The organism is Ramlibacter sp. GS1-15 (assembly GCF_057785015.1).
In genome coordinates this window covers 2568315-2588888 of the sequence record NZ_JBYNTU010000001.1, presented here as the reverse complement: position 1 = coordinate 2588888, position 20574 = coordinate 2568315, and the positions used below count along the sequence as shown (strand labels likewise).

Below are 20574 nucleotides of genomic sequence, written 5' to 3'. Positions count from 1 at the left end.
AATGACAACTCCAAATATTTCCGAGTTTTCTGCCTATGCAAACTTGCAAATGGCGGCGGAGGCGTTTCTCGTACAAGACGAGGCCACGGGTGAACTCAAGGCCGATATCAAATCGGCATTGCTGGAAGGGAATGGCTACGCTACAAAATTTACGGATGAGCAAGCAACATCCTTTCTCGAGCAATGGGAAGTCGTGGCTCAGCAGGCCAATACACCAACGGGCTTCAGCGGCACGCTATTCAAGAACAAAGCCACCGGCGAACTGGTTCTGAGCTTCCGCTCGACCGAATTCATCGACGACGCTGCGCGAGACAACCAAGCCACAAACTCCCTGGAAATTGTGCGGACCGGCTACGCCTGGGGGCAGATCCGGGACATGGAGGCGTGGTACCAGGAGGAGCTCACGGCTGACGGCGGCCCGCTGGCCAGCGGGCAATCCTTCAGTGTCACTGGCTACAGCCTGGGCGGACATCTCGCGACGGTGTTCAATCTGCTGCACGGCAACGAAGGCCAGTTGCAGCAAGTCGTCACCTTCAACGGCGCGGGCGTGGGCGTTGTGGCCAGCAGCACCAATCTGGCCAGCTTGGTCGCGCAGTTCACGAGCTTGTCGGCCAACGCGGACGGTCACGCGTTCACGTTTGGTGATCCGAACCTCACGGCTCTGTACGAGCGAGCGCGCGAGCAATACCAGAGCGGCGGCAGCATCAGCGCAGCGGATCGGACAACGCTGGAGGAACTAGCTCACCCGTCCTCTTACAGCGGCATGGGACCGGATCCGCAGGCCCAGCAAGTGCTGCAGGCCATCAGCCGCATCGATGCTATCCGCGCCGAAGTTGCGCGCGTGGCCAGCCTGACCAGCGGAGACGGCCACAGCCCCCAGGTGGTGCCCGACGACGCCATTGGCCAGGAAGATTTGGACTACCAAATGGCCGTGCTGACGGTGGCTGCCAGCACAAGTGCAGCCAGCATCGCCGATAGTCGGAGCCGTGCTTACAGCGGCAAGGTCTACGTCAACCCCGGCCAGCCGGCGGCCAACCAGTTCGACGTGGTGGGCGACACCACGCCCTCGGCGGTAGCCAACAGCCAGTGGCACTTGGGCGCAGACGTGCGCGAGTTCATCGAAGACCAGCCGCTATATCGCGGTGGCGTCGGGGGAGCGGCGGCGCTGGCCTCGCTAGAGAACTTCGGGGTCAAGCTGCTGGTCAGCGGCTACGCTACCAGGGACTTCGGGGACACCCACAGCCTAGTGCTGCTGGTCGATTCGCTGGCGGTGCAGAACACACTGCTGCAACTGGTCGCCCCCGCGCAGCGAGACGCGGCAGCAGGCGCACTCAAGCAGTACCTGCAAGACGCCTCCAACCTGCGCAAGCAAGATGGTGCGCTCTTTGCCGGATCGGACCAAGGCAAAGCCGAAGGCGACGTGCTGGAGAACATGGTCAACGCGCTCGCATCGATGCTGCACGCGAACGCACCGGTCCTCAAGGGCAACCCCGACGGCGGCACGTGGTTCAACGTGAATGACGCGAACGGCTACACTGGCCGCACGACGTTCTACCAGGCGCTGCAGGTGATCCAGAACAGCAGTGCGTACACGGCGCTGCTGGGCGCCGTCCAACTCACCGCCCCGCCCACTGAGGCGTCGGTCGCGAAGCAGGACTTTGGCGCGTTCCTCAGCCTCGTCTACGCATCGCCGTTCGCGTTGAAGTTCGCCGGCAGCGTTCCCGCTGATCTCCAAACGGCGCAGCAAGACCTGTACACGAAATGGAGCCAAGACCAGGCCCTGACGCCGCTGCAACGCTCGCAAGGCTTGGCCAACTACAGTGACGGCTACTTGGCGGCACGCGCGGACTTCGTGCGCCGGGTGCTGTACTACAACGACCAGAACGCGCGCTACGACACCAGCAGCGGCGGCACAGTGGCGGGCGACGCGAACGCGACGCGGTACGACGCCAGCGACATCGTCTGGAGTGATCAGTTCAGCGGCGTCCACATCCAGCGCGGGGGCATCACGGCCAGCACTCGCTACGTGGAGTTCGCCAGCGCCGCCGCCGGGGCGTTGGAAGGCGCGAGCCGCGACGACCGCCTCTTCGGCGGTGCGGGCAATGACACGCTCAAGGGGCAGGCCGGCAATGACGATCTCGAAGGCTCCGGCGGCAATGACTCACTCGACGGCGGTGCAGGAAACGACTCCTTGCGCGGCGGCGCGGGCGACGACACGTACACGTTCTCCGGCACGTGGGGCAAGGACATCCTCATGGACATCGATGGGCAAGGCAGCATCACCCTGAATGGCGTGCAGCTCGCGGGTGGCGACGGGAGCGGTCGCGCCTGGGTGCAAGAGCGGCCCGACGGACCCAACATTCGCTATACGGTGATGAACGACACAGCCTCGTCTACCGGCAAACAGCTGATCGTCACCGTCGACGGCGACAGCGCCGACAACATTGCTATCAAGAACTTCGATCTCGCGAAGGCGCAAGGCGCTGACGGGTACTTGGGCATCAAGTTTGGCCCAGCGCAAGTAGCAGTGGAAGAAGGCAGCGGGAAGAGTTTCTGGGAAAACCCGGGCGCGAGTCTCGACGCCCTTGCAGGCAAGGCGTCTGACCTCGGCGCTGGCCAGACGTTTACGGTCTACTTGAGCGAAGCCAAAGACTATGCGCAAACGCTGATCCTCGAGGTGCAGGGTCTTGAGCAATCGCCGATCAAGGGCGTGTTCGGCGACGAGACGTTGGACGCCGACGGCGCGACCATCATCATCGCGCCAGGCCAGACCGAATTCTCATTTGCGCTATATGCCTCGGGCCGAGCAACGAGCGCAGAAATGGGGCGGCTCACGGTTACGGTCCAAGATTCCGATGGTCAAAGCATCACCAGTAACACTTGGGGTTTGAACGTCGATGCAAGGAGGGACTCGGCCAACACCCTCACCGGCGACTTCACCAAGAAGATCGCCGACAACACCAACCAGTACGAATTCGGCGCCGACGGCAACTACGTCATCGATCCGAATAATCCGTCCTCGCCCGGTGCGAACGACCTGATCACGGGCACCGACCAGGCCGACCATATCCAGGGGCTCGGCGGCAGCGACGCCCTCTTCGGCGGTGCGGGCGACGACTCCATTGAAGGCGGTGACGGCGCCGACGTGTTGCAAGGCGGCCTGGGCGCCGACACTATCGACGGCGGCGCGGGCGACGACATCATCTACGGCTCGTCCACCGGCGGCATCGACAAGCCGAAAACGGTCGGCGCAGAAGACCTGTTCAGCCCGGACCCGATCGTCTACTCCGGATTCGGTTGGAACATCACTGAGAATGGCAGCACCGGCATCAACGGCCTGCCTGCGAGGCAACTGAGCGACACGTTGCTTCGCGACGAGCAATTCGGGGATGCGGGCAACGTCATCGGTGCGGGCACGGGGGACGATCGCGTGTACGCGGGCACGGGCGATGACCGAATCGACGCGGGCGATGGAAACGACATCGTCTATGGAATGGGCGGCTCGGACCTGCTGCTCGGGCAGGCGGGCAATGACTTCATTCTGGGTGATGGTCCTGCGCAAGACCAGCCGGGCCTAGTGGTCTATACCTCCGAAGATCAGCAGGGTCGAGACTTCCTGGATGGCGGCGAAGGCAACGACACGCTTATCGGCCAAGGCAATGACGATGTCGTCTACGGCGGTCTGGGCGACGACCAGGTCTGGGGCGACGACGGCGATCTCACCCGCACGCCGGCTTCGATTGCAGGCAACGATTACCTGGACGGCGAAGGCGGCAACGACACACTGGTCGGCGGCGGCAAGGACGACACGCTGTACGGCGGAGAAGGCAGCGACCAAATGTGGGGCGATGGTGGCCGCTTCATGCCCGATGAGACGAGCTACCTCGCCCCGACACTTGGCGGCGACGACTACCTGGACGGCGAGGCAGGCAACGACACCTTGCTTGGTCAGAGCGGTAACGACACGCTGTTCGGTGGCACGGGCGACGACGTTCTGGAGGGTGACGACAACGCCGCGCGCATCCCCGGCCAAAACCACGGGCAGGACTATCTGGATGGCGAAGACGGAAACGACACGCTGATCGGCGGCGGCAGCGACGACACCCTGTACGGCGGTGATGGAGCAGACCAACTGCGTGGTGACGACGTCGACATGGATGCGCAGTTCTCCGGCAACGATTACCTCGATGGCGAAGGAGGCCTGGACACGCTGGTCGGTGGCTTTGGGTCCGACACGCTGTACGGCGGTAGTGGAGTCGACCTGCTCTACGGTGACAACGAGGGTGCCGGCACCGCATCGGACGGCAACGACTACCTGGACGGAGGAGAAGACAACGACACCCTGCTGGGCGGCGGCGGCAACGACACCTTATACGGCGGCAGCGGCGACGATGTCCTGCTCGGCGATGACAACGCGTCGACGGTGCTGACCAGCGCCAACGACTACCTCGACGGTGAGGACGGAAACGACACCTTGGTGGGTGGGGCCGGTGACGACACGCTCTATGGCTCGGCGGGGAACGACGAACTGCAGGGAGGCGCCGGCGACGACGTGCTGGACGGCGGGGCGGGCAACGACGACCTCTACGCAGCCGAAGGCCGCGACACGCTTTATGGCGGCGAGGGCGACGATACGCTGCACGCCGGCACCGGCGACAGCACGCTGGTGGGCGGCGGCGGCACGGACACCTACATCATCAAAGCCGATTCGGGCAGCGTCACCATCGATGGGGCAGGAGGCAACAATCTTGTTATCTTCGAAGCGAGCTCCCTGACCAATATCGTGGGTGCGCAGGTGACCGGCGATAGCTTGGACATCACCTTCGCGGACGGACGGCGGCTGACCGTTTCGGGGGCGGCGGCATATCAATTCGGCTTCGATGCACAGACGTCGTACAGCCAATCCCAGATGGCGGACGTTGCCACGCGGGCCCTCCTCGCGGGAGGGGCGGCCGGACAATCCATCGTCAACTACGACGACGGATTCGGGAGCATCATCGGCTCATCGCTCAAGACCGTGGACCCGCAAGGGAATACAAGCGTCACGTACTTCGACGGTGCGAACACCACAGGAGCTGCCACCAGCGATGTATGGAGCAAGCCGGATGGTAGTCATGGGTCTGACACCTTCAATCCAGACGGATCCAGCACTGGGACGGTCGCATTTGCGAGCGGAAGCTGGACGACCTACAACGACGATGGACTGGGCGGCCGCCTTGAAACGAACTTCAATGCCGCCGGCCAAAGGATCAGCGACAGATGGTTCCAATTGGACGGCAGCCACGGCAGCGACGCATTCAATTCCGACGGAACAAGCACAGGCATCGCATATGCACCGGACGGAAGCTACTCAATTTACACCGATGACGGCCATGGCCACGTCGCAACCTTGGCTTTCGATGCGACCGGACATCCCATTCCGGTCACCTCGACAATCGTGTTTGCCGATGGAACATACCAGGTCCGTACGGACGATGGTGCCGGCAACATCACCTCGGTGGTGTACAGCGCAAATGGTGTGAAACTCAGCGAGTTGTGGGGCAAGGCCGACGGCACCCACGGGACCGAGACATTCGCACCCGATGGATCGAGCAGCGGCACGACCTTCAACGCTGACGGCTCCTACGCGGTGTTGTCCACGAACACGGTCGGCACGAGGACGACCTCGAACTACAGCGCCGTCGGCAACCTCCTGGGCGGCTCGGTTGAACAGAGCCAAGGGCTGAACCGGATCATCAGCTACACCGACGCGAGCGGCGCCAAAACCGGCGAGACATGGGTGCGCCCGGATGGAAGTTCCGGGTCCGATCTGGTGACCCCCTATGACTTCAACGGGGTTTCCAACCTCGTCGCGCGGGATCTCGCAACCTACCCCGGAGAGGTTCGTGGTTGGTGGACCAGCGCCGATCAACAAGCCGGCGACAGCTACGACTACTACCCTGGATATAGCTATGAGTGGGGGGCAGCGGGGCCCAGCGGCGGGAACAGCTGGTGGTTGAGCGGAAATGGTGGGGTGCAGGCCTCGTCTGGCAGTACGTGGTATCAGGAGGACCCGAATGGGGATATCACTGAGAGCGCCTATTACGGTTGGCTGACCACTCCTGGCTCGAGTCAAAACGACTTCTACATTGAAATGGGATTCGAGTCGCCGCAGGCCGTGCTCGCGGACCCAAATAAATTCCCGGGCTACGGAATGGATGGCCCACTGAGCGGCACGCTCGAGCTCTGGGACATCAGCACGGGCGTGCACGTGTACGAGGAAACCAGCGTGTACGGCACGCGATATTTCGGCTTGGGCACTGCCCAGAAGCTGGGACCCGTCCAGTCGCCAGTCACGATGACGTTTGGCGGGGCTGGCGCTTATGACGTGCTACAGGAAGACGGCCTAGGTAACGGCATCTTCACTCGCTACAGCAGTGACTCCGTCAGGCTCGCCGATTTGTGGTTTCACAACGATGGCAGTCATGGCGTCGACAGCTACTACGTGGACGGCAGCAGCGCCGGCGTGAGCGTCGACGCTTCACAGCACTACTACAAGTTTACGACAGACGCGCAGGGCAACATCACGTCGATGACGGCGTACCCGGGTCCAAATGCCACGGGAAATTCCACCAGCCCAACACTGCCGGCACCCCAAGGCGTCTCGTCCACCATCATTGCGACGATGGGGCCGGGTGCGGGCGCGCCGCTTCCCACTCCGCCGAGCTCCGGGGGCGTCGTGATTCCCGGCGGAGGATTGGTCAACGGCCCTGGATGGGGATACCTCACCACCAGCCCGGAAATCCACATCAATCTGCCGGACGGCTCAATACTGGTCGAAACCGACCCGAATTACACGCAGAGTGTGAACGTCAACGGCGTCACATACAGCTGGACCTACGCGCCGGCAGGACAGCCCACTGTCAGCTCCCGCGACGACGGACAAGGGAACGTCATCAGCTACTTGTACTCCGCTTCGGGTGGGATGACCGGCCGCAGCGTCACGAGCACGGCCGCTGACGGGACCGTGACGACCCTGCAATATGACGCGAGCGGCAATTTGACTGGATCGAGCGTGCGCACGAGCGCCACGCTGGGCCAGGTCACGACGCTCACGACGAGCAACTACGACGCTGGCGGCGTGTTGACCGGCAGGATCGTGCAGTGTGCGGACGGTCTGGGAGATGCGAGCACGACGAACTACACGGCCACGGGTGCTTTGCTGAGTTACACGGTCAGCGCCATCACCGGCACCAACCAGGTCACTACCAGCACGTACAACGCGCAGAACGTGTTCATGTCCGCGCAGGTCGGTACGGTGTTTGCCGATGGCACTGCGGAGACCGACTACTACGACGCCGGCGGTAATCTCACTTCCAGCGTGGTGGCCAAACTCGGGGACGACGGCAACGTACAGGACGCGTACTACGACAGCGCGCAAACGCTGACAAGCTATTCCACGATCGGAGTTGACGGCACCGGCAATCGGGTTGTCACAACGTTCAATGCGCAGGGCGCCAAAGTCGCGAGTGACACGTTGTTCACCAACGGAACGCAGGCCAGCGTCAGCTATGCCGGCGACGGCTCCACGGTCACCACGACGACCGCGCTGGACCATTCGTACAGCGTGACCAGCCGCACCTCGAGCGGCAATGTCACGACAACCGAATACAGTGCCGCAGGAGTGAAGCTGGGCGACACGTGGACGCGCATAGATGGCTCGCACGGCGCGGACACCTTCAGTGCCGACGGGTCCTCCACCGGTCAAGGCACGTACGCCGATGGCAGCACCGCCACGTTCACGATCGACAGTAATGGGCGGCAGACGGCGACCTATCGCGACGCGAGTGGCAACGTCACGCGCATCATTGTCACGACGGTCGACGCCGGAAAGACCGTCGTGACCACTTTCGACGGGCAAGGTACGAGACTCAGCGATCGCTGGTGGTCGACGGACGGCGCGTACGGATCACAGGACTGGACGAATCTGGCGGATGTGCATTCGGAGTCACACGCCGCCGACGGCTCCTACTCTGTCACGGACGACGACAGCCAAGGCAACGTCACCACAACCAACTACGCCGCGGATGGGCGCAAGACCGCAGACGCCTGGACCAAGTCCGACGGCAGCGCGGGCAGCGAGACCTATCAGTCCGACGGTTCGTACAGTGTCGCGATCAGTGACGGCCACGGTAATAGCACTGTCACGCAATACTCGGCTGCGGGACACAAAATCAGCGACTCTTGGACGGCAGCCGATGGCACGTCGGGCAGCGACGTTTACCGACCCGACGGCACATACAGTGTCACAGTGAACGATGCCCACGGCAAGACGACGACCACGCAATACTGGATGAATGGCTTCAAGGCCAGCGATAGCTGGACCGATACCGACGGAAGTTACGGCAGCGACAACTTCCAGGAGGGAACGGGAGTTGCCTATTACCCCGACGGCTCGCACAGGGTCTACCAGTACTGGACCGACACCGACGGCAAGTCGCAATTGTTCGACGCGAATGGCAACGAGATCGAGGACGACTGGTGGTACTCGGACGGAGGCACGTATTGGCAGCGGAACAGCTATGACAGCACGGGGTTTTACACCGGTGACACGTACGGCGGCAGCGACGGCTCTACAGGGTACGACGTTTACAACCTGGATGGGAGCAAGTATGGCGAAGAAGACTGGCCCGATGGCAGCTGGTACAAATACACTGGCACCGCGAGCGGCGACGCCTGGGAGAGATCGGACGGGTCGCACGGCACGGATTCCTGGACCAGCACGGGTTATGCAAACCAGACCTTCAACGCGGACGGAAGCTCAGAAACCTACTCCGTCAATATCGATAACGGCGTGTACTCGTACACGCAAGCGTATTACGACGTCAGTGGCGCTGAAACACACGACCGGTGGAGCCGAGGCAACAGCTACGGAACCGACATTTTCAACGCCGACGGTTCCAGCTCCGGAACGACTACGAACTCGGACGACACCTTCAGCAGCTACGTCAACGACGGTTTGGGCGACGTCACCACGACCTACTTCGATGCCAGCGGCAACCGAGTGAGCGATGCGTGGATGCGCGCCGATGGTTCGCACGGCACTACGAGCTTCAATGCGGATGGCACCGCATCGGGCATGCGCATCAGCGCGGACGGCAGTACGACTACGTTCGTGAATGCACCGTTGACTGTGTCGGCCGGCGAACCCATCGCCGCGCAGAACGCACTCACGGGCAGCGCATGGGCTTTCAGGGTGTCCGACACAGCATTCAGCGAGGCGGACTTGGGCGACATGCTTACATACGCGGCGTCGCTGGCCGATGGCAGCGCACTGCCCGCTTGGGTCAGCTTCGATGCTCGCACCCACACGTTCAGCGGAATACCGCCGGACGCCGCTGCCGGAGATCTGAACTTCAGGGTCACAGGAACGAATACTGAAGAATCCAGCGCGAGCGAGCTGTTCACCCTCTCGATCACGAAGCGCAACCAGCCGCCGCTCGTAAGCGCGACGCTACCCGACCAGGTGGGTGCGGAAACGCGGGAGCTCAATGTGCAGTTGCCGGCGAACCTCTTCACCGATCCCGACCCGGGCGACACGCTGACCTGGAGCGTGCAGCAAGCATCAGGCCAGGAGTTGCCCTCATGGTTGGCGTTCGATCCGACCATACGCACGCTGAGTGGCACGCCTGCTCCGGGCGAGGGCGGAATCTGGGCCCTGCGCGTGAGCGCGACGGATTGCGCCGGTTCAAGCGCGAGCGAAACCTTCAATCTGGTGATCGATCGTGCTCCCGTACTCGCGCAAGCGCTCGCGGGACAGTCCGCGAATGAGCGCCAGATGTGGACCTTCGCAGTTCCTGCAGGAACGTTCACGGATGCGGATACCGGCGACACGCTCACGTACAGTGCATCTCTTGCCAATGGCGCGGCCTTGCCCTCTTGGCTGAGCTTCGATGCCATCACCGGAACTTTCAGCGGCACGCCGCCGCAAGGCTCCGCCGGCTCCCTGAATCTGCAGGTAAACGCCGTCGACGGCGCGGGCTTGAACGCGAGCGCGAGTTTCGCTTTGACTGTCGTGCACGTGAATCAAGCACCTATCGTGAGCGCCACCATGGCGGACCAGACCGGTGCAGAGACACGCGAGGTCCGCGTGCAACTGCCTGCGGACCTGTTTACCGATGCCGACCCCGGCGACCCACTGACCTGGAAGGTGCAGCAGGCCTCGGGCCAGGCCTTGCCTTCGTGGCTGTCATTCGATTCGATCACCCGTACGTTAAGCGGCACGCCCGCAGTAGGTGACGGCGGGACGCTTGCGCTGAGCGTGAGCGCTACCGACGCTGCCGGCGCGAGCGCGAGCGAGGCTCTGAATCTGGTGATCGATCGCGCCCCGCAATGCGCACAGCCCTTGTCGGCCCAATCGGCGACTCAGGGCCAGGGGTGGACCTTCACCGTGCCCACCAGCACGTTTGTCGATCCGGACGCGGATCCGCTCACGTATGCGGCGACCCTCGCCGATGGTTCTGCCCTGCCGTCCTGGATCACATTCGATGCCGCGTCGCGAACCTTCTCCGGCACCCCGGGCAACGCAGATGTTGGTAACGTGACACTGAAGGTCTCGGCGGCCGACCCTCAGGGCCTGCAGGCCGTGGGCACGTTTGCGCTGGCGGTAGCTAACGTGAACGACGCACCCGTGGTCGCGCAGCCGATTGCCAGCCAGAGCGTGAATCAGAATGCGGCTTGGACCTTCGTCATGCCGGCGGGCACCTTCGTCGATCCCGATGTCGGCGACTCGCTGAGCTATTCGGCGGAACTGGTCGGCGGGTCCGCTTTGCCGGCTTGGCTGACTTTCGATGCATCGGCCCGCACGTTCAGCGGCACGCCAGCCAATGCGGACGTCGGTAACCTGAACATCGCAATTACGGCGACCGACGGTTCCGGCGCGATTGCGATGACGGCCTTTGGTCTGACGGTCGTCAATGTGAATGACGCGCCGGTGGTGGCGCAGGTTCTGAGCGAGCAGCAGGCGATGCAAGGCATCGCTTGGACTTATACGGTTCCTTCGGGCGCGTTCCTCGACCCCGATGTGGGAGACCAGTTGTCCTATCGCGCGATAGCTGCCGACGGCGGCGCCCTGCCGTCGTGGCTATCGTTCAACGCGGCAACTCGCACGTTCAGTGGCACGCCGGGCAACAGCACGGGCGGTGTCTGGTCGCTGGGCGTGATTGCCACCGACACGTCCGGCGCGCGCGCGAGCCAGTTGTTCAGCCTGGCGATCGGGGAGACGCTCAGCGGCACCGGTGGCGGCGACTCGCTGACAGGATCCGCGGGAGGCGATCAGATCGACGCCTTGGGCGGTAACGACACCGTTCACGGCGGTGCCGGTAACGACACCATACACGGCAGCGGCGGCAACGACTTGCTTTACGGGGACGACGGCAACGATTCGCTGTACGGGGACGATGGCAATGACACGATCTACGGAGGCACAGGCAATGATGTGATCGAAGGTGGCGGCGGCAACGACACCATCGATGGCGGATCGGGCGCCGATACCATGACCGGCGGCGCCGGCGACGACCTGTACATCGTTGACAACCCGGGTGACGTGGTGACCGAGCTTTCCGGTCAGGGCGTGGATACCGTGCAGTCCTCAGCCAGCCTCACTCTGGGTGCGAACATCGAGAAGCTCACATTCATCGGCAACGGCGCGATCGACGGCACGGGCAATGAGTTGGCCAACGTCATCGTGGGCAACGACAGCGCCAACTGGCTGCGGGGCGTGGGCGGCAATGACACTATCACCGCCGGCGCCGGAAATGACACGCTGGAGGGGGGCACCGGCAACGATTCGCTGAACGGCGGCCTTGGCGCGGACACCTACGTGTTTGCTCGCGAAGACGGTCAGGACACGATCGTCGACGTCGACGCCACCGCGGGCGTGCAGGACGTGCTGCAGTTCGGTACCGACATTGCGGCCGACCAGCTGTGGTTCAGGCAATCCGGAGGCAATCTTGAGGTGTCGGTGATCGGGACCACCGACAAGACGACGATTTCGGGCTGGTACATGGACACCGCGCACCACATCGAAATCCTGCGCCTGTCCAACGGCCAGCAATTGCTCGACAGCCAAGTGCAGAACCTCGTGCAAGCGATGGCGTCTTTCGCGCCTCCGCAGCAAGGACAAACCACGCTGCCGCCCAATTATCAGGCCTCCTTGGAGCCGGTGATTGCTGCGAACTGGCATTAGTCAGTGGTCGGCGCGCTGGGGCCGGGCCGCTCAGCATGGAGGGCAAAGCAGACGCTCTACTAGCTATGTAAGAGAGGGGAATTCGGGCAGACATCCGCCCAGAACGCGTCAAGCGGCTGCACTGGGCGTTTGCTACGTCATAGCGCGCCCATGAAAAAAAAGCCCGCCGGGTGGCGGGCCTTTTCCCGAGCAGCGCGGGGCTTACTTCTTGGCGCTCGCGGCGCTGGCCGCCGGCTTGGCTTCCTTGGCGGCAGCCTTCTTCGCCTTCGCTTCTTCCTTCTTGGCCTTGGCTTCCTCAGCCTTCTTGGCCTTCTCTTCGGCTTTGGCCTTCTTGTCGGCTTCCTTCTTGGCCTTGGCTTCCGCCTTGGCGTCCTTCGCAGCCGAGGCAGGCGCGGCGGCCGAGGCAGCCGCGGCCGTGGTGGTCGCCTTCTCGGTCTTCGCGGCGGCAGCCGTCGTGGCCGGCTTCTTGGCTTCCGCCGCGGCAGGCGCACCGCTGAACGGCGCGCCGTTCACCGTCACGCCTTCGGCGGAGAACTTGGCGGCGTTCTTCTCGCCCACGCCCTTGACGCGGTCGATGAAGTCTTGCCAGTCCTTGAAGTTGCCCTTCTTGCGCTCCTCGACGATCTTGCTCAAGATGCCGGGGCCGATGCCCTTGACCGCGTCCAGCTCGGCGGCGGTCGCCTTGTTCACGTCAACGGCGGCAAAGGACGCCGCGGCGTACAGCATGGCCAGCAAGGCCAGGATTTTCTTCAGCATGGTCGCTCCTAGAGGTGGGCCGGCTCCATCCGGCCGGGCTTTCCCGTAACGGCAGCGGCCCGCCAAGGGTTGACCGCTCAGGACCGGGCGAGGGTTTGCATGTAGCGCGCGACGCCGGCCGCCACGTCGGCGAACACGTGGTCGCAGCCGCAGGCCCTCAGTTTCGTGAGGTCGGCCTGCGTGTAGCACTGGTATTTGCCGCGCAGGGCGTCGGGGAAGGGGATGTACTCGATCAGCCCCCGCCCGGCCGCAGCCGCGGTGTCCATCGGCGCACCGCCATGCAGCGCGTTGACCACCGCTGTCGCGACGTCGTTGAAGGGCTGCGCGCGGCCCGTGCCCAGGTTGAAGAGGCCCGACTTGCCCGGGTTGTCAAGGAACCACAGGTTGACGGCCACCACGTCGTCGACGAACACGAAGTCGCGCTTCTGGTCGCCCGGGCCGTAGCCACCGTATTCGCCGAACAGCTTGACCTTGCCCTGCTCGCGGAACTGGTTGAACTGGTGGAAGGCGACGCTCGCCATGCGGCCCTTGTGCTGCTCGCGCGGCCCATAGACATTGAAGTAGCGAAAGCCCACGACCTGCTTCGCCTTCGACTTCGCCGCGCCCGCGAAGTCGTCGCCCAGTTCGCGCCGCATGCGCTGGTCGAACAGCAGCTTGGAGTAGCCGTACACGTTCAGCGGGAGCTCGTACTTCGGCTCCTCGCGGAAGGTGTCGGTCCAGCCGTAGGTCGCCGCCGAGGACGCATACAGGAGGCGCGCGCCACGTTCACGGCAGGCGGCGAAGAGCCCGCAGGACAACGTGTAGTTGTTGTCCATCATGTACTTGCCGTCGCTCTCCATCGTGTCGCTGCACGCGCCTTCGTGAAAGACGGCTTCGACCTTGCCGAAATGGCCATCGGCGAAGGCGTCGTAGAAGAGGTCGGCATCGACGTAGTCGGCGATCTTCAGGTCGGCGAGGTTGCGGAACTTGTCGCCGTGCCTGAGGTCGTCGACGGCGATGATGTCGTCGATCCCGCGGGCGTTCAGGCCCTTGACGATGTTGGAGCCTATGAACCCCGCGGCCCCGGTCACGACATAGCGCGTCATTCGAACAACTCCTCGTACGAAACGGTCGCGGTGCCGAACTTGCCCACCACGATGCCGCCGGCCTTGTTGGCCAGGGGCATCGCCTCGCGCAGCTTCATGCCCGCGGCGACCAGGGCGGCGAGCGTGGCGATCACCGTGTCGCCCGCACCCGTGACGTCGAACACCTCGCGCGCCTGCGCATCGACGTGCACCTCGCCCTGCGCATCGAACAGCGTCATGCCGTCTTCGCCCAATGTCACCAGCAGGGCGTCGAGCTTGAGCGCGTCGCGCAGCTGCTGCGCCTTTGCACGCAGTTCATTGTCGTCCCGCCAGCTGCCCACGACCTGCTGAAGCTCGGCGCGATTGGGCGTGATCACGGTCGCGCCGCTGTAGCGGTGGTAGTCCGACCCTTTCGGGTCGATCAGCACCGGTTTGCCGGCCGTGCGTGCGAGGCTGATCATCTTCGGGATGTGCGCGAGCCCGCCCTTGCCATAGTCGGAAAAGAGCACCGCATCGTGCTGGCCCACGAGCGCATCGAAGGCCTCGTTCTGGCTCGCCAGCGCCTCGTGGTCGGGCTCGTTCTCGAAATCCATGCGCAGCAGCTGCTGCTGGCGGCCGATGACGCGCAGCTTCACGGTGGTCTTCAGGCCCGGGTCACGCTTGAGGTGGGTATCGATGCCCGTTTGCTTCAGGAGCGCCTCGAGGCGCTGCCCGGGCTCGTCCGCGCCCACGACGCCGAGGAAGGCCGCGCGCGCCCCCAGTGTGGCGATGTTGTACGCCACGTTGGCGGCCGCGCCGACGCGCTCCTCCTCGCGGCTGACCTTGACGACCGGCACGGGCGCCTCGGGCGAGATGCGCTCCACCGCCCCGTGCCAGTAGCGGTCGAGCATCGGGTCGCCGACCACCAGCACGCGCGCGTTGGCGAGTTGTTGCTTGTTCATAGTTCTTCCACCCTGCGGGGAGGATAGCTGTCCCAGGCCTGGCAGCCGGGACATTGCCAGAAATGTTGCTTGGCTTCGAAACCACAGGCGGCGCAGCGGTACCGCATGAGCGGCCGCGCGGCGTAATCGAGCGCGCCCTGAACCAGCGGATGGAACTGCTCGTGCTCGAGTTTTTCCGACGCCAGCCACTTCGATGCGGCCACCAGCGAATGTTCGCGCTCGAGGTGCTTCAGGTACCACTCGCGCGCCGCCGTGCTGTCCGGCTCGAGGGCGACGATAGCCTCGAGCACGTCGAGCGAAGGCCCCTGGTCGTAGGTGCCGCGCAGGAGCTCCAGCGCTTCGCCGCGGCGGTTCGTCTCGATGGCGATTCCGGCCAGCGACCGGGCCATCAGCGGAACGGAAAGCGGCGCCGAGCGGGAAAGGCGCACGAGCGTGTCGAACGCGGCCGGCGCATCGCCCGCGCGCCGCTGCAGTGCGGCGAGTTCGATCCCGGGGCGCGCCGCCTCGGGGGCCGCCTTCGTCGCCTCGCGCAGCAGCCGCTCGGCCTCCTGCGGTGTCGCGGTCGCGGCTTGCTCGCACAGGTAATGCGCCAGCCGGCCGCTGAAGCTGCCCTGGCCCGCGGCTTCGAGCTTGCGGGCGATTTCGGCGGCATGGGGCCAGTCGCGCGTGCGTTCGTAGATCGCCAGCAGGGCGAGCAGCGCCTGGCCTTCATAGGCCGAGCCTTCGAGCTTGCGCAATGCGTCTTCGGCACGATCGAGCAGGCCGGCCTTCAGGAAGTCCAGCGCCAGCGCGTGCTGCGCGCGATGCCGCTCCTCCCGGCTCAGGTCGCCGCGCGACAGCAGGTGCTCGTGCACGCGCACGGCGCGGTCGTACTCGCCGCGGCGGCGGAACAGGTTGCCCAGCGCGAAATGCAGCTCGGACGTGTCCGGGTCACTGCGCACCGCCTCGATGAACGCGTCGATGGCCTGGTCCTGCTGTTCGTTCAGCAGGAAATTCAGGCCCCGGAAGTAGGCCTTGGGCGCGCGGCGGTTCTCGATGCGCAGCTGCCGCAAGTCCAGCCGCGAGGCGAGCCAGCCCAGGACGAACGCCAGGGGCAGGCCCCAGAGGACCCAGCTCAGGTCAAAGTCCATGGTGTCCCGTGCTCGCTTCTCCGGCCGCAGCCATCTTCTGGTGGGCGCGGCGCGCGGCCATGCGGTGCTTCCACCAGCGCGGCACCATGCCCAGTGCGCCGACCACCAGGCCGGTCGCAAAGGCCGCGAGCACGACGAGCACCAGCGGGGCGTGCCACACCGTGCCGAAGAAAAAGTGCACCGCCGTGTCCTGCTGGTTGTTCAGCGCGAACGCGAAGAGGGTAAAAAAAATGGCTGCCTTGAGCAGCCACAGGATGTATTTCATTCGGGCGCCTCGGTCCCGCCGATTGTAGGTGCCCGATTCAGGGCTTCTCGTTCATCTCCGCGGTGCGCCTGTCCACCGCCTCGCGCAGCGCCTTGCCGGGCTTGAAGTGCGGCACCCGCTTTTCGGGGATGTGCACGCTCTCGCCCGAACGCGGGTTGCGGCCCATGCGGGGCGGGCGCCGGTTGATCGAGAAGCTGCCGAAGCCGCGGATCTCGATGCGGTGCCCGCGCACGAGCGCGTCGCTCATCGCGTCCAGGATCGTCTTGACGGCGTATTCGGCATCACGGTGAGTGAGCTGGCTGAAACGAGCGGCCAGTTCTTCGACGAGATCGGAACGGGTCATGGCAAGACAAAACACGGCGAGGTTGCCCCCGCCGCGTCCTTCCGCTTATTTTTCCAGCTTCGCCTTCAGCAGCGCGCCGAGGTTCGTGGTGCCCGCGTTCTCGCGCGCGGACTGCTGCGCGAGGTTCGCCATCGCGCCTTGCTCGTCGAGCATGTCCTTCTGCTTGATGGACAGCTGGATGTTGCGCGTCTTGCGGTCGATGTTCACGACCACGGTGGTCACTTCGTCGCCTTCCTTCAGCACGTTGCGCGCGTCTTCCACGCGGTCACGCGAGATTTCGGAGGCACGCAGGTAGCCCACGATGTCGTTGCCCAGGTCGATCTCGGCGCCCTTGGCGTCGACGGTCTTGACCTTGCCGCTCACCGAGGAGCCCTTGTCGTGCACCGAGGTGAACGTGGCGAACGGGTCGCCGTCGAGCTGCTTGATGCCCAGGCTGATGCGCTCGCGCTCCACGTCGACGGCCAGCACGATCGCTTCGACTTCCTGGCCCTTCTTGTAGTTGCGCACGGCCTGCTCGCCCGGCTCGTTCCAGGAGAGGTCGGACAGGTGCACCAGGCCGTCGATGCCCGCGGCCAGGCCGACGAACACGCCGAAGTCGGTGATCGATTTGATCGGGCCCTTCACGCGGTCGCCGCGCTTGGTGTTCTGCGCGAACTCCTGCCACGGGTTGGCCTTGCACTGCTTCATGCCCAGGCTGATGCGGCGCTTGTCCTCGTCGATCTCCAGGACCATCACTTCGACCTCATCGCCCAGCGAGACGACCTTGCTCGGCGCGACGTTCTTGTTGGTCCAGTCCATCTCGGACACGTGCACCAGGCCTTCGATGCCGGGCTCGAGTTCCACGAACGCGCCGTAGTCGGCGATGTTCGTGACCTTGCCGAACATGCGGGTGCCGGTGGGATAGCGGCGCGAAACGCCCATCCACGGGTCGTCGCCCATCTGCTTCAGGCCCAGCGACACGCGGTTCTTCTCGGTGTCGAACTTGAGGATCTTGGCCGTGATCTCCTGGCCGGCCTGCACCACCTCGCTCGGGTGGCGCACACGGCGCCACGCCATGTCGGTGATGTGCAGCAGGCCGTCGATGCCGCCGAGGTCGACGAACGCACCGTACTCGGTGATGTTCTTGACGACGCCGCGCACGACCGAGCCTTCCTTCAGCGTCTCCATCAGCTTGGCGCGTTCTTCGCCCATCGAGGCTTCGACCACGGCACGGCGCGACAGCACGACGTTGTTGCGCTTGCGGTCCAGCTTGATGACCTTGAACTCCAGGGTCTTGTTCTCGTACGGGGTCAGGTCCTTGATGGGACGGGTGTCGATCAGCGAGCCGGGCAGGAAGGCGCGGATGCCGTTCACGAGCACCGTGAGGCCGCCCTTGACCTTGCCGGTGGTGGTGCCGGTCACGAACTCGCCGGACTCGAGCGCCTTTTCCAGCGCCATCCACGAGGCGAGGCGCTTGGCCTTGTCGCGCGAGAGGATCGTGTCGCCGTAGCCGTTCTCGATCGCGTCGATGGCCACGGACACGAAATCGCCCACCTGGACTTCGATCTCGCCTTTGTCGTTCTTGAACTCGTCGATCGGCACATACGCTTCGGACTTGAGGCCGGCGTTGACGACGACGAAGCTGTGCTCGATGCGCACGACCTCGGCGGTGATCACCTCGCCCTGGCGCATGTCGGTGCGCTGCAGCGATTCTTCGAACAGTTGGGCAAAAGATTCAGACATTGGGTTTCCTTGCACGTCACGCAGGTTTCCGCCGGCACGATTGCCGAGCGTTTTTATGGCTGGAGACGGCTTCTTGCGGTTCATGAACCGCGGTTAAGTTCAACAACCCCACAGGCCGGGTGCGCTGGCGCGCTAGGACGAGGACCGTGGGACCCTTCGCTTCTCTTCCCACCACTGCAGCACCTGTGCAACCGATTCCTCGATCGTCTGGTGCGAGTTGTCCAGAAGGAAAGCATCTTCGGCGGGTTTGAGCGGTGCGACCGCGCGGGAGGAGTCCCGCGCATCGCGCGCTTCCAAAGCTGCGCGAAGACCTTCAAGTGTAACCGAAATCCCTTTTGAAATCAATTGCTTATGGCGCCGGCCCGCACGCTGGGCGGCGCTCGCCGTGAGATAGACCTTCAGCGGGGCGTCGGGAAAGATCACGGTACCCATGTCGCGGCCATCGGCGACCAGGCCCGGCAGGCGGCGGAAACCGTGCTGCAGCGAGACCAGGGCGATGCGCACGGCCGGCAGGGCGGACACCTTCGATGCGTTCATGCCGGCCTCTTCGGTGCGGATCGCCTCCGTCACCTCCAGGTCGCCGAGCAGGACCTTGTCATTCGTGAACCGCACCGGCAGTTTCTCGGCGAGCTCTGCAATGGCTGGCTCGTGGGCGACGTCCAGCGCCAGCCCTGCACGGATCGCCGCGAACGCGGTGATCCGGTACAGCGCGCCCGAATCGAGGTAGTGGTAGCCCAGACGCTGGGCGACCAGGGAGGCGAGGGTTCCCTTGCCCGATGCCGTGGGGCCGTCGATGCAGATGACCGGGATGTGCGCCGGGGGCGTCTGCGTCACCGCGAACATCGCCTCGAAGTACTCGGGGTAGGTCTTGGCGACGCACTTCGGGTCCTCGATGCGCACCGGCAAGGCCGCCGGGTTGAACGCCGCGAGGGAGAAGCACATCGCGATGCGATGGTCGTCGTAGGTATGGATGCTCGCGGCCTGCCACGTGGCGGGTGGCGCGATCCGGATGAAGTCCGCGCCTTCGTCGACGGTCGCGCCCAGCTTGCGCAGCTCCGTCGCCATGGCGGAGAGCCGGTCGGTCTCCTTCACGCGCCAGCTCGCGATGTTGCGCAGCGTGGTCGGCCCCTCGGCGTACAGCGCCATGGCGGCGAGCGTCATGGCGGCGTCCGGGATGGGGTTCGCATCGAGGTCGATCGCCTTCAGCGGCCACGCGCCACGGCGCACTTCGAGGTGGTTGGGGCCGCTGCGCACGTCCGCACCCATGGCGCGGGCCGCGTCGACGAAGCGGATGTCGCCCTGGATGGACGATTCGCCCACGCCTTCGATGCGAAGCGGCTGCCCTTGCGCCGCGATCGCGCCGAGGGCGACGAAGTAGCTGGCCGAGGACGCATCGGCCTCCACGTGGATCTCGCCGGGCGAGCGGTAGGCGCTGCCCGCGGGAATCGTGAAGCGTTGCCAGCCGTCGCGCGCCACGGCGATGCCGAAGCGCCGGAGCAGGTTCAGCGTGATCTCGACGTAAGGCCTGGAGATCAGCTCACCCACCACTTCGACCACGATGTCCTTCGCCGCGACCAGGGGCAAAGCGAGCAACAAGGCCGTGAGGAACTGGCTCGACACATCGCCGCGCACGCGAATCGGGGCACCGAGCTTCAGCCGCGGCGGATGGATGCGCAGCGGCGGGTAGCCTTCCTGGCCCAGGTAATCGATGTTGCAGCCGAGCTGGCGCAGCGCATCGACCAGGTCGCCGATCGGCCGCTCGTGCATGCGCGCGACGCCGCTCAGTTCGAACTCGCCGCCGACCAACGCGAGTGCCGCGGTGAGGGGGCGCATCGCGGTGCCCGCGTTGCCGAGGAACAGGCGGGCATGGGAGGCCGGCGCCCGTCCGCCCAGGCCCGTGACCTCGAGGGACCTGCCCACGTGCTTCACGCCGCAGCCGAGCGCGCGCAGCGCATCGAGCATCACGCGCGTGTCGTCGGAATCGAGCAGGTCGTGGACGGCGGTCGTGCCGCCGGAGAGCGCGGCCAGCAGCAGCACGCGGTTCGAGATGCTCTTGGAGCCGGGCAGCACCACGGTGCCCGCGGCCCGTTCCAGCGGGGGGATGTCGAGAAAGGCGGTGGAGAACAT

9 protein-coding genes are annotated in these 20574 nt (G+C 64.7%); 1 reads left to right on the top strand and 8 read right to left on the bottom strand.

Features of this window, described 5'->3' with window-relative positions; all coding sequences use genetic code 11:
• Window position 1 precedes the first annotated feature (1 nt).
• The gene (locus tag AC3EF3_RS12915; RefSeq protein WP_488532556.1) at window positions 2-12226 is read left to right on the top strand and encodes a putative Ig domain-containing protein; all 12225 of its coding nucleotides are present in this window, start codon (window positions 2-4) and stop codon (window positions 12224-12226) included.
• A gap of 201 nt (window positions 12227-12427) precedes the next feature.
• Here AC3EF3_RS12915 and AC3EF3_RS12910 read toward each other — a convergent pair whose 3' ends face one another.
• The 8 genes from AC3EF3_RS12910 to AC3EF3_RS12875 all read right to left on the bottom strand — a co-directional run bounded on the left by AC3EF3_RS12910 (window position 12428) and on the right by AC3EF3_RS12875 (window position 20574).
• Window positions 12428-12982 carry a ComEA family DNA-binding protein gene (locus tag AC3EF3_RS12910; RefSeq protein ID WP_488532555.1) on the bottom strand — a complete coding sequence of 185 codons (555 nt, stop codon included), beginning with the start codon at window positions 12980-12982 and terminating at the stop codon, window positions 12428-12430.
• Window positions 12983-13059: 77 nt separating this feature from the next.
• Window positions 13060-14067, bottom strand: coding sequence for an ADP-glyceromanno-heptose 6-epimerase (rfaD, locus tag AC3EF3_RS12905; protein ID WP_488532554.1), 1008 nt, complete (start codon window positions 14065-14067; stop codon window positions 13060-13062).
• Window positions 14064-14987: a D-glycero-beta-D-manno-heptose-7-phosphate kinase gene (rfaE1, locus tag AC3EF3_RS12900; RefSeq protein WP_488532553.1), complete on the bottom strand. Its 924-nt coding sequence runs from the start codon at window positions 14985-14987 to the stop codon at window positions 14064-14066. Before rfaE1 ends, rfaD begins: the two co-directional genes overlap by 4 nt.
• Entirely contained in the window at window positions 14984-16117 is a 1134-nt protein-coding gene (gene lapB / locus AC3EF3_RS12895; protein ID WP_488532552.1) for a lipopolysaccharide assembly protein LapB, read from the bottom strand. Before lapB ends, rfaE1 begins: the two co-directional genes overlap by 4 nt.
• Window positions 16107-16382, bottom strand: coding sequence for a LapA family protein (locus tag AC3EF3_RS12890; RefSeq protein ID WP_488532551.1), 276 nt, complete (start codon window positions 16380-16382; stop codon window positions 16107-16109). The genes lapB and AC3EF3_RS12890 overlap by 11 nt, the downstream gene beginning before the upstream one ends.
• A 37-nt stretch (window positions 16383-16419) precedes the next feature.
• A complete protein-coding gene (locus tag AC3EF3_RS12885; protein WP_488532550.1) occupies window positions 16420-16725 on the bottom strand; it encodes an integration host factor subunit beta in 306 nt (101 codons plus the stop codon).
• A 45-nt stretch (window positions 16726-16770) separates the two neighbouring features.
• A complete protein-coding gene (gene rpsA / locus AC3EF3_RS12880) occupies window positions 16771-18447 on the bottom strand; it encodes a 30S ribosomal protein S1 (protein WP_488532549.1) in 1677 nt (558 codons plus the stop codon).
• A 132-nt stretch (window positions 18448-18579) separates the two neighbouring features.
• Window positions 18580-20574 carry a bifunctional 3-phosphoshikimate 1-carboxyvinyltransferase/cytidylate kinase gene (locus tag AC3EF3_RS12875; RefSeq protein ID WP_488532548.1) on the bottom strand — a complete coding sequence of 665 codons (1995 nt, stop codon included), beginning with the start codon at window positions 20572-20574 and terminating at the stop codon, window positions 18580-18582.